Source organism: Mesorhizobium sp. WSM4846, assembly GCF_055811415.1.
In genome coordinates, this window is the sequence record NZ_JBVVPZ010000006.1 from 196,718 (window position 1) to 210,815 (window position 14,098).

The window sequence follows — 14,098 nt, forward strand, 5'->3', positions numbered from 1 at the left end:
TATTCACGACGGAGCGTCTGCGAGGTTGGCGGATGTTGCCTAAGCGATTATTTGGCGTAGGATCCGGGTGTCTAGGCCAATCCTCCACCACGTCTGGCGACACCCTATGACGAGGTAGATAGCGACCTCCGTTCTGGCAGAGTGAGGTTGCTAAGAGAATCTCAGGTTGTGTGTCAAGTTCTTGTGTGGATGCCAGCCGTTTTGCAAGGAGAACCTGAAGTATTGGACATGTGATCGAGTGCGGTCTGTGTCAGGCCTTGATTTGCGGCCGTTCCATATGCCGCGGGCCGGTATGGTGATGCGCGGATCAGGCCCAAATCAGAAAAGCGAGCTTGCGTGGGCTCTCAACTTGACTCTGGTTTTCCCTGACCCCGATCTGATCGATCATTTGCCCATGCAGTTCATGCCTTCCTCACATCCCCGACGTCCCGGTCTCAGGTGCGTTGTTGCAAATCACGCAAGCACCGTCGCCGGATCTCGGTAGTCCTCCTGTTTCGTCAGCATGGCCCAGATGCCACGCGCCATCTTATTGGCCAGCGCGATTGCCACCAGCATGCGCGGTTTCTTCAACATCAAGCGGGCAAGCCAGGAACCGTCGGGCGCGCGCCTCCGAGATGCCCATCGAACCACGGCCATGGCGCCGATGATGAGCAACCGCCGAATATCGCGCTGGCCCATCTTCGATACCTTCCCTAGTCGTTGCTTGCCGCCGCTCGACTTCTGCCGAGGGACCAGCCCGAGCCAGGCGGCGAAATCGCGACCGCACTTGAAGGCTTCCATCGGTGGCGCAAAGGTTTCAATGGCAAGGGCAGCGATAGGGCCGACACCGGGCATGGTTTGCAAGCGCCGAGATGTTTCAGCTTGCTTCGACAGCGTGTCGATCGTCTTCTTCAATGCCGCGAGCCGGCTGCTCAACTGGTCGATCTGGTCAAGTAGAGCGCTGCAGATGTCACGGACCAGATCCGGCAGGTCTGCGCTCTCGTCCTCGACGATCTCTGCCAGACGTGGCAGGTGGCCGATGCCTTGCGGAGCAACATAACCGAACTCATAGAGGTGCGCGCGCAGCGCATTCACCAATTCGGTTCGCTGATTCACGAACTGCTCTCTGGTGCGAAACACGATAGCCCGGGACTGCTGCTCCTTCGTCTTCGGTTCGACAAAGCGCATTGTCGGTCGTTGCGCTGCTTCGACGATCGCCTCCGCATCTGCGACGTCGTTCTTCTGCCGCTTGACGAACGGTTTGACATAGGCCGGGGCAATCAGTCTTGGCTCATGGCCAAGCCGAGCCATCTGACGGGCCCAGTAGTGGGAGCTGCCGCACGCTTCCATCGCCACGACACATGCCGGTTGACTCGCCATGAACTTGCAAAACTGCAGGCGCGACAGCTTCTTGCGGAACACAACCGATCCATCAGCTGCCGCCCCGTGCAGCTGAAAGACGTTCTTTGCCAGATCGATCCCAATGATGGTAACCTTTTCCATGGATGCCTGCCTCTCCTTTGCGTGGCGCTAACACCACAAACTTTGGCACATTGCGATGCCGTCGGAGAAGGCTGGCATCCACCCCATCAGCAAAATGGCGTGGCCATGGTGCTGGTCATGCGGCTTGGCGAAGAGCCAGCTTCTTGTGCTCGCGCAGGTCGTCCATATTGGCACCGCCCGCGCCTTGAGAAGAGTCTCCGCAATCAGCTCCAGTGTGTCACGATGGGCCATCACTCGCGAACCCGCGCTCAAACCTCTTCGGCGTCGTCGGGCCAAGCTTCAGGCCAAAGCCGCGCAAGACGCCGCGGATGCTCATCTAGACATCGTGCCGTTTCGCCTGCAGCAGCTTGCGCGTGGTCAGCAGGGCGCGGACCTCCTGTGCCGGCAGTGACTTGCAGTGCACCGGCCGGAACCAGCCAACCCGCATGAGTTGGGCAATGCCGCGCGCGTCCTTGCGATCCGTCTTCACAGGCATCGCCTTGAAGGCATCGCGCACATGGTGCGTCTCGAGAAGCTCCACCGTCAGGCCGGATGATTGCAGAGCAGCAAACAGCCACTGCGACAGCGGGCCCGGTACTTCGAGCGCTGCAAACCAGGCGATCAGCGCCTCCGCTCGCTCGCCACCTTCGCTTCCCTCTCAATCTCGCCCTGCCCATCAACAACGCAAACACTGGAGCATTTTCCAATGACACATCAATCCTGGCATAATAGTCCACGGTCGTCTCTCCTTGATGTTTGGCGCTGGCTTCGGGCCATGACGCCGTTCACACCATCATTGTGAGGGACGACCGCCGCGACCAAAACCCCTCGTTCGCCGGCGCGAGGGCCCGTTACCGCATCTAGACATGTCGGTCGACCTATTGTAGATTGGATACAGTGCGAAATCGTTGAACGGATTGGAAGCCATGACAAAATGGAGGGGCGTGTTTCCCGCAGTGACTACGAAGCTCACGAAGGAGGGCAACATTGATCATCAGGCAACGAAGGCCAGCGTTGACCGCCTTGTCAGCGCCGGGGTTGCAGGCATTGTCGTACTCCCGATGCTCGGCGAAAATGCGTCGATGTCCCTGAAAGAACGAGAAGAAATCATCCGTGGCGCTGTTGAGGTGGTTGCGGGCCGCGTTCCGGTTCTGTGCGGCCTTGCCGAAATCACGCTCGACGATGCCAAGGCCAACGCCAAGCGCTACGAATCCTTCGGCGCCCAGGGCCTGATGGTCTTCCCGAGCCTCGGTTACAAAACCGACGTTCGCGAAACGGTCGAGTGGTACAAGGGTATTGCCAGCGCTTCCTCACTTCCGATCATGATCTACAACAACCCGATCGCTTATGGCGTCGACTGCACGGTGGAGGTTCTCAAGCAGCTCGTCGACACTCCGGAATTCGTCTGCGTTAAGGAAGAAAGTGGCAACATTCGTCGCGTCACTGATATGTATGTCGAACTTGGCGATCGCTTCAGCATCTTCTGCGGCGTCGACGATCTGATCGTCGAAAGCTGCGCGCTAGGCGTGACGGGCTGGGTTTCAGGCATGACCAACGTTTGGCCGTCTGAATGCGCCGAACTCTTCAGCCTCTGCGCCCAAAACAAGTACGAAGAAGCGCGCACTCTCTACCACATCCTGACGCCGTCCTTCCATCTCGACACCCACGTTAAGCTGGTTCAGTACATCAAACTTGCCGAGAGCCTGGTCTACGGCGCACCGGAATGGACCCGTGCACCGCGCTTACCGCTCGTCGGCGAAGAGCGTGAATACGTCATCTCCACAGTTCAGCAGGCAATCGACACCCTTTCGCAGCGGGCCAAGAAGGCCGCCTGACCTCTTCTGGCATAATATCGTCCCGGGCACGGCAACACGCGGCCGGGCTCGTTTTTGAACCAGTCGCAACAACGCTGTTATTTCGGCGCGGGCACGCGCCCTCCAGGTCCCACGTATCCCCGACGGCTAAGCGCCGAATCAAGACCGTCCGTCCGGCCAACCTTTGATAGAATGTTGACTATTGAGAAAAGATTTAGAGACAATTTCTTTATTTTAGGCATCGGAGGCAGACATAACTCTGGCCAGACGGACCTTCGTCGGTGCGGCGGGCGCATCAGCGATGGTGGGCTTACCGAGAGCGCGCGCGGCGACGAGACGCCGCGCCGCTGCGGCGTGCTCCGCGTAGCCACTGCCCTCGAAGATGTCCGCTCTTCCACCATAGATTGCATCGTCGAAGCCTCGTCGACCGGGTTGCGGGCATGAGCACACGATCCCTGTTTCAACAGGGAAGAATCCAGCAGACGAAGCCACCGCGCTAGGTGTTTGATCCCAGGCTTTGATGGGGCATCCTTGTCCTCCGAATCGAAGGAGGCACTATGGGCCAGGTTCTTCATGGGAGCGCCTGGACGACAGAGGCGGTCCGTCGAGCGATACAGCATGGTCAAGAGAGCCTGAGAGCGCTGGCCAAACGCTACGGGATTAACCAGAAGACTGTCGCCAAATGGCGGGAGCGAACCCCGGTGGCCGATCTGCCGACAGGGCCAAAGAGCCGCGCATCGACGGTTCTCTCGCCCGAGGAGGAGGCCGTCATCGTCGCCTTCCGGCGCTACACTCTGTTGCCACTCGATGACTGCCTCTATGCCCTACAACCGACGATCCCGCACCTGACGCGCACGTCACTGCATCGTTGTCTTCAACGTCACGGCATCAGCCGCCTGCCGGACATTGAGGGCAACAAGCCGGCAAAGAAGAAGTTCAAGAGCTATCCGATTGCCGTGAGCGCCTTCGTACCCGTTGGTGGCCGGCGGCGCCCAACCTTCGGGCAGGCGCTTGGCCTTGAAGATTTTGACGACCATTGGGTAGCAGGCTGCCTCATCGGAGGAATGTTCAGATGAACACGCCGCCCAGACAAGCGGACATGCAGCCGAGAAGGTCGATCTCGGCGAAGAACTCCAGATAGTCACCAGGCCGTACCGGGCTTGCCTTCATAAAATACTGCTCGTGTCCCTGGTGAAGCCGGTGCACATGAAGACATTCAGCACATCATGTACATAGGTCTCGGCTTCGCGAAGCGGCAGACCGGTCTTTCGCGCCAACGCGCGGGTAAGGTTGGAGTGGCAGCAATGATGGTACTGGCCACCATGGCACAGAAGATTGTGCGTGTAGGGATCGCAGCGCGTGCCGATGACGTCGTGCACCGCGCCGCCGAATTCGTCGAAGCCGAACCAGTCCAGCGTGTCGTGGGTAACGGTGGCGATTGGGCGGAGATAGGGGAAGCTGGAAAAGAGCTGGTCCCCGAGACCAACATGGGTGCCGTTCAACGCCCGGTTCTTTCCGCTGTAGAACTTCTCATCGAGGTTGTTCAGGTTGAATAGATTGAGGTCGCCAACCTGCGACCCTTCTGCAAACAATCCGGCAGAAGTGGCCAGTCGGCACTGTCCATGTCGCCGCATCCCGCGGCGGCACAATGACTGTCTCGACGAGTTTCAGATCGTCGCGCAGCGCGCGATAGGTCGAAAGATCAGGCTGCGGTAAGCTATCGATCGGGTAGCAGATCACCGGCTTGATTTCCTTGCGGGCAGCGGCATCTGCGGGGGCCGAAGTCGTCGGAATGGGCTTCATGTAGTTTCTCCGTCGTTTGCTCTCGCCGGGAGCCGCCGTTTTGTACGTCATCATCATTCTATCGTGGCCAGCACTGCGCCGAGGCCGACCGCCTTGCCAGCTTCAACCTTGAGGTGGATGCGACCCGCCTTTGGGGCGAGAATACGTGTTTCCATCTTCATCGCCTCGAGGAGCGCCAGTGCTTCACCATGGGCGACTTCCGCCCCGTCCTCCACAAGCCATTGCTGCAGGGTCCCGGGGATCGGAGCCGGCACTGCTCCATCACTTGCCGCTGCGGTGGCGACTTCAGACGGCCGCGGTGCGGAAAGGCCGGAAAACAGCGCGGCTGGTAGGCCAAGTGTATGACGTTTGCCGTCGATCTCGATGAAGCTGCGCAACAGACCGCCCTGGATAGGGTCGACGCGCGGTACAGGATCGATGCCGCGAAATGCTGTCTCGATCCAGTTGGTATAGACCCGGAATCCATGCTCGCCGGTGAAGTCGGGGTTTTGCACCACAGCGCGGTGGAAAGGCAGCACCGAGGCGACACCCTCGACCCGGAACTCGGAGAGCGCCCGGCGGGCGCGGATCAGCGCCTCCTCTCGCGTCGCGCCGGTGACGATCAGCTTTGCCATCATGGAATCATAAAGACCGGGGATTTCAGAGCCGGTCTCGACGCCAGCATCGAGTCGAATCCCGGGGCCGGAAGGAGCGCGAAAAAGAGTGATCAGCCCCGGCGTCGGCAGGAAGCCGCGGCCGGGATCCTCGGCATTGATGCGGAACTCGAAGGCATGACCGCGGGGCGTGGGCGTTTCTTTGATCGAGAGTGGCAGGCCGTCGGCGATGCGCAACTGCTCGATGACGATGTCGACGCCCGTTGTTTCCTCGGTCACCGGATGTTCCACTTGAAGCCGCGTGTTGACTTCGAGGAAGGAGATGACGCCGTTCTCCGACAGCAGGAACTCGACGGTACCCGCGCCTGTATAGCCGGCCTCCGCGCAAATCGCTCGGGCGGCATCATGAATACTGGCGCGCTGCTCCTCGGAGATGAACGGAGCGGGGGCCTCCTCAACGAGCTTCTGGTTGCGGCGTTGGAGCGAACAGTCGCGCGTGCCGAGTACGACCGTGTTTCCGTGGCTGTCGGCGACGACCTGCGCCTCAATATGGCGAGGCCTGTCGAGGAACTGCTCGGCATAACATTCGCCGCGGCCGAAGGCCTCCATCGCCTCGCGCACGGCCGAATCGAAGAGTTCGCCGACTTCTTCGAGCTTGCGTGCGACCTTCATACCGCGCCCGCCGCCTCCGAATGCAGCCTTGATGGCAAGCGGCAAGCCCACTCCCCTAGCGAACGCGACGGTTTCCGCGGCCGAGGCAAGGGGCCCGTCCGAACCCTTGACCAGCGGCGCCCCAACCTTGGCTGCGATGCGCCTGGCTTCGACTTTGTCGCCCAGAGCGGTGATGATATGCGGCGCCGGACCGACCCAGATGAAGCCGGCCTCGATGACCGCTTGCGCAAACTCCGGGCGCTCCGACAGGAAGCCGTAGCCGGGATGGACGGCATCTGCTCCGGTCCGGCGAGCGATGTCGAGGATCTTTTTGATGTCCAGGTAGGTGTCGGGTGGACGGCCAGGTCCGAGACCATAGGCGTCGTCGGCAAGTTCGGTATGGAGCGAATTGGCATCGGCATCGGAATAGATCGCGACCGAGGCTACGCCGTAGTCGCGCGCGGCGCGGGCGATACGGATTGCGATTTCGCCGCGATTGGCGATCAGGAGCTTCTTCATCGGTAGGTTTTCCTGATAAGCGGGTCGAAGGCAGCGATGGCGTTGAAACGGATGTTCGCGCCAATGGGAATCTGGCCCGCGAGGTCAATATGGTGGCGAGCGACAACGCCGATCACCGGGTACCCCCCGGTTAGCGGATGGTCGGCGAGGAAGAGCACCGGCTGGCCGTTATGCGGCACCTGGATCGCCCCGAGTACAGTGCCCTCCGAAGGGAGCTCCGCTGCATCACGCCTTTCGAGAGGCTGCGCGCCGGCAAGTCGCATGCCGACCCTGCTCGATTCCGCCGTCACCTGCCAGCCCTGACCAAGGAGCGCTGTGACTGCCTGTTGCGTAAACCAGTTTGTGCGGGGCCCGAGCACGACATCGAGCGTTACTGTGTCGTCGGCCTTCGGCAATTTTTTGGGCGTTGTTTCGAAGGGATCGACGGCAGTGGTGGGTTCGTTGGCCGGCACCAAGATGTCACCCACCATGATTGGTGCAGGCCCAACCTTCGCCAGCGTGTCGGTTGCCGCCGACCCGAGAATGGCTTCGAGATCGAACCCGCCGCGCAGGGCCAGGTAGCTGCGCACGCCTTCGGGCGGGGGGCCAAGCACCAACTCATCCCCTGCATCGAGCGCGAAGGGTCGGCCGAATGGTGCTGAGAGACTGCGGCCGTCCTCGGTCCGGATCGCAAGCGGCGCGGGCGCACCCGCGACCGCAAGCGTTACCGGGCGGTCAGCCTTAAGCGCGAAGCCGCCGAAGGCGACCTCGATTGCTGCAGCCTCGCGCCGATTGCCGACACACAGGTTTGCCTGGATGAGGCTCCATCTGTCTAGTGCGCCCGATTCCGCGACTCCCTGGTCTGCGCGGCCAGCGCGGCCCAGGTCCTGGTAGAGCGCCGGACTGTCGGTGCGGGTGACGAGAAGGCCTGCCGTGCGGACAACTTCCGTCTTCTGTTCCGGTGGTGCGAGAAGGGGAATGGAGGCCTCTTTTGCCACGTCGCAAAAGCGGACGCGGTCGCCGGGAGCCAGGAGCGCCGCGCGAGTCCGGGTGGTGTCCCATATCCTCAGAGGGGTTCTGCCGAGGAGCTGCCATCCGCCCGGGCTGTCGGAGGGATAGATGCCGCTGAATTTGCCGCCGACAGCGACGGAGCCTGCCGGTATCCGCACGCGCGGGCTCTTTCGGCGCGGCACGTCGAACCCGGGATCGTCGCAAGTCATGTACGCGAATCCCGGCGCAAACCCGGTGAACGCCACGGTGAAGGTCGCTTCCGTATGGCGGCGGGTGACGTCCTCCACCGTCCAGCCGAGAATGTCGGCGACCTCGTTGAGGTCCTCGCCGTCATAGACGACAGGAATCTCGAAGGTCTCGCCCTTCCGCTTGCTACGTACGGAAAGATCGATGCGGGATATGGTGTCGATGAGCTTTGCACGGTCCGTAAGCAGAGGATCGAAGCGAACAAGCAGGGTACGGGCGGCGGGCACGAGATCGACTGTGCCCTCTGGCCAGTGGGTCAGCAGACCGTCGAGCAGCGTCAGCGTTGTGGCGAGGTCATCGAGCTCGACCAAGAATGCATCACCGCCGGCGGGAAGCAATCGCAGGCACTCAGCCATGGGCAAAGGACTTCAACTCGACGCCATGGCCAAGAAGTGAATCGCGCAGCGTGCGGGAGATGTTGACGGCGGCCGGCGTGTCGCCATGAACGCAGATCGACTGAGCTTCGAGCCTGATGTCTGTGCCATCGATGGCGGTGACGCGGCCCTCGACAACCATGCGCAGCATCCGTTCCGCGACCGCCTTCGGATCGTGGATGACGGCGCCCGCGAGCCGGCGACTGACGAGGCTGCCATCGGCATTGTAGGCGCGGTCGGCGAAGGCCTCGCAGACGACTTTGAGCCCTGCTGTGCGAGCGTGATCAACAATCGGTGCGCCCGAGAGCGCCATCAGGACGAGCGAGGGATCGACTGCTTTGATGGCTTCTATGACATCGACTGCCTGGCGGGCATCCTGCGCAATCGTATTGTAGAGCGCGCCATGCGGCTTGACGTAACGCACCGTCGTTCCGGCAGCCTTGGCGAGGCCTTGCAAAGCGCCGATCTGGTAGATCGTGTCGCCGATCAGTTCCGCGCTGGACGGGTCCATATTGCGTCGGCCGAAGCCGACGAGATCGCGATAGCCGACATGCGCGCCGACGGAAACGCCACGGCTCACCGCTTCGGCCAGAACAGCAAGGATGCCCACTGGATCGCCGGCATGGAAGCCGCAGGCGATATTGGCGCTGGTGACAATGGAGAGCATTGACACATCGTCCCCCATCGCCCAGGGGCCGAAGCCCTCACCGAGATCACTGTTGAGGTCGATACGTGCCATAGCGTAGCCTGCTTAGCCGATGAGCTATTTTGTTGACTAGCACGAATCAAATTGTTCAACAATCCGAATTCTTGACGGCAGCGAAACGGAATGGCAAACGTGGGGACAATGGAACCCGTCGATCGATCGCTAGCTGAATCGGTGGCAGCTCGAATACGCGAGCTCCTCATCGCCGGTCAGTTCGCGCCGGGACAAAAACTTTCGGAGGAGCAGGTTGCCGCCCGGTTAAAGATTTCGCGCAATACGCTTCGCGAGGTCTTCCGACTGCTCACAAGTCAAAGACTGCTAAAACACATCCCCAATCGCGGGGTCTTTGTTGTTGCTCCGGACGAAGCGGCGATCATCGATGTCTATCGCGTGCGTTCGGTGATTCAAAAGGGGGCGGTACAAGGTGCTAGCAGGGGGCATCCGGCTCTTGCACGAATGCGAATGCTGGCCGAGCGAGGACGGAAGGTGAGCTTTGGCGGCGATTGGAGACAGGTCGGAACGATCAACATGGAGTTCCACCGCGCCATGGTCGAACTATGCGATAGTCCTCGTCTCAGCGCCTGCTTTGACTTGGTGCTTGCCGAACTTCGGCTTGTCTTCGGCCAGCTCGAGGATACGTTCCACCTCCATGAGCCCTACATCGACCTGAACGCGTCGCTAGTCCGCACGCTTGAGGACGGCGAAATTCCAGACGCGGTTTCGCAGTTGGACTCATATCTACTCAAGTCGGAAAGGGCGGTGCTTGCTGCGCTCCAGCGCAGAAGAAGCGAAGAAGCTGAGATTGCTACCGGTTAGTGGTCCGAGCGTACTCGAAGGGCCTGTCGGACCAGCATGCAGGCGCGCTGGTGCTGAACTTCGCTGCGAATTCGGACTGGGCCCGCGTGCGACCGGAGGTCTAGGCCGTGTGGACAGTTACTGCAACCAAAAGACAATAGCCGCGAGAGTGACAACGGCGCGGTAATTGCGGGCGGTTTTCTCGAAGCGGGTTGCGACCCGGCGGAACTGCTTGAGCTTGGAGAAGCAGCACTCGACGAGATGACGCCGGGGCATAGAGGTGCCTGTCGAGCGGATATTTGAGCGAGCGCGATGGATTATTGGGGACGACAGAAACCGCATTCTTGGCGGCGATGGCTTGGCGTAAATAGTCGGCGTCATAGGCGGTGTCGGCCATGACCACGTCGGCGGACAGTCCTTCGATCAAGGCTGCGGCTTGCGGCGCATCGCCCTTTTCCCCTGCAGTAAGCGTGAACCGCACAGGGCACCCCAATCCGCGAACGGCCATGTGTATCTTGGTGCTCAAGCCGCCGCGGGAGCGACCAAGGGCTTGATTTCAGACCCCCTTTTGGGGCCCCAGCCGCATGTTGGTGGGCTCGGACGATGGTGGAATCGATGATTAGATATTCGAAGTCCGGATCATCGGACATGGCCTCGAAGATGCGCCACCAGATACCCTTGCTGCTCCATCGACTGAAGCGGCGGAATACGCTGTTCCAATCGCCGAATACATCGGGAAGATCGCGCCAGGGGGAGCCCGCTCGCACAATCCATAGGACCGCCTCGACGAACATCCGATTATCGCGGCCGTCGAGCCCTTCTGATCAGGACGCCGGATGATCAGCGGCGACATCCTATCCCACGCCCCGTCACTCAATATCAACCGATCCATTACACCCAAGGCTGCCTCCAAAAGCAGGCTTGAATCATGCTACGGTCAAAAAGGGAATCTGGAGAGTCCACACCACCTAGACTAGAACAGTAGCCGGCGCGCTCGCGCAGTACGCGTGGAGCTCAGCGGCCGTTCGTGTTGGCGCTTTTCGTATGCTTCGTCGTCGGCCACTACATTGATCCGTGCTTTGCCTGTCTGAGTCGACGTCATATTCGGCTCACGATACCCGCCTCGCACCGGCGGCAACATGGACAAGGGCTGCTCGAATCCTGATCTATACCGGAGGCGCAACGTCATTGAGCGAGTTGTCTGTCGGGTGGCTGAAAGGATGCCGATCCAGCGCCACCCGGCACGAGAAGCTCGCGGTTAACTTTGCTGCGATCGTGACGCTCGCACTCCTGCGTCAATACCTGTTGACAATCAAGCCGTCACACAGGATCCAGTTGCTCGACAGCATCCCAATTTACCTCAACGCCGAGGCCTGGAGCCTCAGGCACGATAGCTTGGGCACCATCGAAAGTCACGCCGCCAGATAACAAGTCATCACGCCCGAGCGTGAGAAAGGTGACATGACCCTCGCAGTCGACAGGATAATGATCTTTTATGACCGCTGCGACATGAGCGGAGGCGGTATCGCCCACTAGGTTAAAAGGATTGGTATCCACACTGACGCCGATACCTGCGGCGGTACACATGCCAATGATCTGGATTGCCGGGTAAAAGCCCCCCACACGATTAAGCTTTAGAACTACCCGGTCGCACGCCTGTTCAGCGATGATGTTGATCATCGCCTCCGGAGACCACACGGATTCGTCAAGTATCAGCGGCGTGCGGGACCGTTCACGAACAAATTTCGCGCCCACTATGTCAGCATAGTGCAGTGGTTGCTCCATAGAAAGATTGTGATGGGCTCGGTACTTCTCTAATTTGGCTACAGTCCATTTGGCATTACGCCAGCCCTGGTTGGCGTCCGCATCAACATATACATCTGACGGGGTGGCATCTAGCGCGGCTTCAAGAAAAGCTAGCTCGGACGCCATACGTTCATGCGAGAACCCGTGATGCAGCATGGTGTCCCCGACCTTTATCTTAAGCCCTTTAAAGCCTTTCTTTGCATAGCTGCGGCATGCATCAGCCATCTCATTTGGCGACTTGTGATAAAGATTTGTGAGCAGATCTAGCCGCGTCCGGTAGGCCCCGCCGAGCAGTTTATGTACGGAAACGCCGTAGGCCTTGCCAACGAGATCATGCAAGGCCATATCCACGGCAGCCCGCGCTGTGCGACCGCCCGGCATTCCACCTGAGTATACTCGCTCCATAAGAAGATGAGCCAAAGCGAAATTGCTGGCGTCATGACCTTTCAATGCCCCTGCATAAAGACGAAGGCAGCTTATCATTTGCGCACTCGTCTCACCAAGGTACCAAACCTGGCTGGTTGCCTCTCCAACGCCGATTAGCCCATCCTCGCTGGTGATGCGGACAATGTAAGAAGGCGGCGCACTTGGCCAAACAGACTCGTCACTGTCCCAGGATTCCTTCAGCGACCGGCAAGGCAACTGCCAATAATCGATAGCGACGATCTTCATTTTTCCTCCGAATGGGCGTGTTTGATCAACCTTGCGTAGTGATAAACTGCATCTGAAGATAGCTGCACAATCATCGTAGATTGGAATGGTGCGGCAATCTTGTCCGTTCTTGGGGTCGGAACAAGAACTTCTCTCAAGAACTCGGTACCGGAGTACGTGGCGAGAGAACATCGTTGTTCGGACAGCTTCGAGAAAGCAGGTTTTGCTTCACGTCGAGCGGTCAGTCCGCAAGGCGTATGCAAACGGTTACCGCTTCATTCTATCTACTCGTGTCAACACGAACAGCTATCCCGGAAGGGGATGCCGATTGCTGGGTGGAAAACGCGGTCCACACGGCGGCGGCGTTTCCGGTGAGCGTGATTATGAGACGATTTCTCCTCAGTCCGTGACGCGTTTGCGAATAACCACGCAAGTACCGTGCCAAAGGAGAAACTATTTCAAAACAATATGATGGCTCTCATACTGCTATGTCGTATGTCCAACATTGTCGAACATCGGATAACGCGGAACACGGTTGAATGAGGGGTGAGGGGTGAGTTCCGCTTTGCACGCGGAGGAAACCTGTCGTCACTGCTGGGAACGCCGGGCACCCGATACCTGCTGTCGGGTTTGTCGAGCCCGCGACACGGTGGTGTTCGGTCAGAATTCCTGCGGCACTCTTATTGAAGCCATTAATATGTAAAAAATTGTGTCTTCGGATCGCTCAGCCAAATTGGCACGAGGTTTGCGGCCTTCGGTGTGAGGCGGCGGCAGCTGCCGACCGGCACTCCTGTCGCGGGTCACCGCTATCGACGGAACGAAGGAAGCAGAGCACCACCATGTCAGGGCTGCGTCAGATCGCATTCTACGGGAAGAGGGCATCGGCAAGTCCCCGACCTCCCACACTACGTCGGCTGCAACCCCAAAGCCGACTCCACCCGCCTGATCCTGAACGCGAAGGCGCAGGATACGGGTCCTGCCCCTCGCGGCAGAGGAACGTTCCGTGGAAGCCCCGCACTCGAGGGCGTGCCCCTTCAATCTGTTTTAAGCGGTATCTGCGTTGCAAACGCCGAAATGCCGCAGATTCGGCCTTGGTTTTTGTTAAGGAGGCATGAATGAAACAAGGTCATTTCATTTCCCATGATCACCGAAGTCTTGCCGGCTACGACATCATCGACAACCCTTCGCGAGCTCATCCTTTCCAATGGTCTGGCGCATGATTGTATATCGGCCGCGATCGCCGGGGCATGCCGGCTTCAAAGGAATATGGGCGGCATCGTTAAGTTAACCCGGCAGTGACCTACAGAGGGCATAGGGAAGGCATGAGCCCGACCCCTCATCCTCGCTATCCCGCCACCGTTTCCCTGCGGAAGTGATCAGCCATGCTGCCTGGTCGTGCTTCCGCTTTCTGCACTATCAAAGATAGAAAACGGGCAGGTCTCGCCGACCTACGACACGATCCTGCGTCTCGCCACCGGACTTGATGTCGATGTGATTGGACTCTTCGGCAGCACCACCATGAAGGGCGCCGCAGGGCGCTTGGTCGTGACTCGAGCAGGCGAGGGCATCCTGCAAAAGACGCCTCGCTACGAATACGCAATTCTGGGCGCCGACTTTTCTACCAAACAGTTCACGCCTCTGCTGACGCGCGTGCGTGCGCACTCGATTGAGGAGTTTTCCAGAATCGAG

At 59.6% G+C, this 14,098-nt stretch carries 10 protein-coding genes and 5 pseudogenes; 6 read left to right on the forward strand and 9 right to left on the reverse strand.

What is annotated here, in order from left to right:
* Window positions 1–453: 453 nt before the first annotated feature.
* Entirely contained in the window at window positions 454–1,482 is a 1,029-nt protein-coding gene (locus tag AC0L15_RS08440) for an IS110 family RNA-guided transposase (RefSeq protein ID WP_473496199.1), read from the reverse strand.
* A gap of 177 nt (window positions 1,483–1,659) precedes the next feature.
* Window positions 1,660–2,198: pseudogene (locus AC0L15_RS08445) on the reverse strand (IS110 family transposase); the annotation flags it as partial.
* A gap of 189 nt (window positions 2,199–2,387) precedes the next feature.
* Between AC0L15_RS08445 and AC0L15_RS08450 the strand changes: the two are divergent.
* Together AC0L15_RS08450 and AC0L15_RS08455 are read left to right on the forward strand one after the other, a co-directional pair.
* Entirely contained in the window at window positions 2,388–3,296 is a 909-nt protein-coding gene (locus AC0L15_RS08450; protein ID WP_473496200.1) for a dihydrodipicolinate synthase family protein, read from the forward strand.
* A 536-nt stretch (window positions 3,297–3,832) separates the two neighbouring features.
* Window positions 3,833–4,228: pseudogene (locus tag AC0L15_RS08455) on the forward strand (transposase family protein); the annotation flags it as partial.
* Here the strand turns inward: AC0L15_RS08455 and AC0L15_RS08460 are convergent.
* From AC0L15_RS08460 to AC0L15_RS08475, 4 genes and pseudogenes are all read right to left on the reverse strand, one after another.
* Window positions 4,229–5,078: pseudogene (locus AC0L15_RS08460) on the reverse strand (urea carboxylase-associated family protein); the annotation flags it as partial.
* 53 nt (window positions 5,079–5,131) lie between these two features.
* Window positions 5,132–6,841: an acetyl/propionyl/methylcrotonyl-CoA carboxylase subunit alpha gene (locus tag AC0L15_RS08465; RefSeq protein ID WP_473496201.1), complete on the reverse strand. Its 1,710-nt coding sequence runs from the start codon at window positions 6,839–6,841 to the stop codon at window positions 5,132–5,134.
* Window positions 6,838–8,433, reverse strand: coding sequence for a 5-oxoprolinase subunit B/C family protein (locus AC0L15_RS08470; protein WP_473496202.1), 1,596 nt, complete (start codon window positions 8,431–8,433; stop codon window positions 6,838–6,840). Before AC0L15_RS08470 ends, AC0L15_RS08465 begins: the two co-directional genes overlap by 4 nt.
* Window positions 8,426–9,190, reverse strand: coding sequence for a LamB/YcsF family protein (locus AC0L15_RS08475; RefSeq protein WP_473496203.1), 765 nt, complete (start codon window positions 9,188–9,190; stop codon window positions 8,426–8,428). The genes AC0L15_RS08470 and AC0L15_RS08475 overlap by 8 nt, the downstream gene beginning before the upstream one ends.
* 108 nt (window positions 9,191–9,298) lie before the next feature.
* Between AC0L15_RS08475 and AC0L15_RS08480 the strand changes: the two genes are divergently transcribed.
* Complete coding sequence (locus tag AC0L15_RS08480) at window positions 9,299–9,973, forward strand: GntR family transcriptional regulator (protein WP_473496204.1); 675 nt, start codon at window positions 9,299–9,301, stop codon at window positions 9,971–9,973.
* A gap of 100 nt (window positions 9,974–10,073) precedes the next feature.
* On the opposite strand, the gene AC0L15_RS08485 is transcribed toward AC0L15_RS08480, so the two are convergent.
* The 3 genes from AC0L15_RS08485 to AC0L15_RS08495 form a co-directional block, all read right to left on the reverse strand.
* Window positions 10,074–10,433 carry a hypothetical protein gene (locus tag AC0L15_RS08485; RefSeq protein ID WP_473496205.1) on the reverse strand — a complete coding sequence of 120 codons (360 nt, stop codon included), beginning with the start codon at window positions 10,431–10,433 and terminating at the stop codon, window positions 10,074–10,076.
* Entirely contained in the window at window positions 10,330–10,746 is a 417-nt protein-coding gene (locus AC0L15_RS08490) for a transposase (protein ID WP_473496206.1), read from the reverse strand. Before AC0L15_RS08490 ends, AC0L15_RS08485 begins: the two co-directional genes overlap by 104 nt.
* Before the next feature lie 526 nt (window positions 10,747–11,272).
* Window positions 11,273–12,430 carry a mandelate racemase/muconate lactonizing enzyme family protein gene (locus AC0L15_RS08495; RefSeq protein WP_473496207.1) on the reverse strand — a complete coding sequence of 386 codons (1,158 nt, stop codon included), beginning with the start codon at window positions 12,428–12,430 and terminating at the stop codon, window positions 11,273–11,275.
* Between the two features lie 818 nt (window positions 12,431–13,248).
* Between AC0L15_RS08495 and nifH the strand changes: the two are divergent.
* The 3 genes and pseudogenes from nifH to AC0L15_RS08510 all read left to right on the forward strand — a co-directional run.
* Window positions 13,249–13,418: pseudogene (nifH, locus tag AC0L15_RS08500) on the forward strand (nitrogenase reductase); the annotation flags it as partial.
* Window positions 13,419–13,731: 313 nt separating this feature from the next.
* Window positions 13,732–13,817, forward strand: a pseudogene (locus AC0L15_RS08505) (IS6 family transposase); the annotation flags it as partial.
* A partial coding sequence (locus AC0L15_RS08510; RefSeq protein ID WP_473496208.1) for a helix-turn-helix domain-containing protein occupies window positions 13,805–14,098 on the forward strand: 294 nt, incomplete at its 3' end. The pseudogene AC0L15_RS08505 and the gene AC0L15_RS08510, both read left to right, overlap by 13 nt.

Bases quoted from the DNA above. Each gene is read 5' to 3' on its own strand.
- AC0L15_RS08495 (WP_473496207.1), bottom strand. From the start codon at position 12,430: ATGAAGATCGTCGCTATCGATTATTGGCAGTTGCCTTGCCGGTCGCTG.
- AC0L15_RS08440 (WP_473496199.1), bottom strand. From the start codon at position 1,482: ATGGAAAAGGTTACCATCATTGGGATCGATCTGGCAAAGAACGTCTTT.
- AC0L15_RS08475 (WP_473496203.1), bottom strand. From the start codon at position 9,190: ATGGCACGTATCGACCTCAACAGTGATCTCGGTGAGGGCTTCGGCCCC.
- AC0L15_RS08480 (WP_473496204.1), top strand. From the start codon at position 9,299: ATGGAACCCGTCGATCGATCGCTAGCTGAATCGGTGGCAGCTCGAATA.
- AC0L15_RS08465 (WP_473496201.1), bottom strand. From the start codon at position 6,841: ATGAAGAAGCTCCTGATCGCCAATCGCGGCGAAATCGCAATCCGTATC.
- AC0L15_RS08470 (WP_473496202.1), bottom strand. From the start codon at position 8,433: ATGGCTGAGTGCCTGCGATTGCTTCCCGCCGGCGGTGATGCATTCTTG.
- AC0L15_RS08450 (WP_473496200.1), top strand. From the start codon at position 2,388: ATGACAAAATGGAGGGGCGTGTTTCCCGCAGTGACTACGAAGCTCACG.
- AC0L15_RS08490 (WP_473496206.1), bottom strand. From the start codon at position 10,746: ATGTTCGTCGAGGCGGTCCTATGGATTGTGCGAGCGGGCTCCCCCTGG.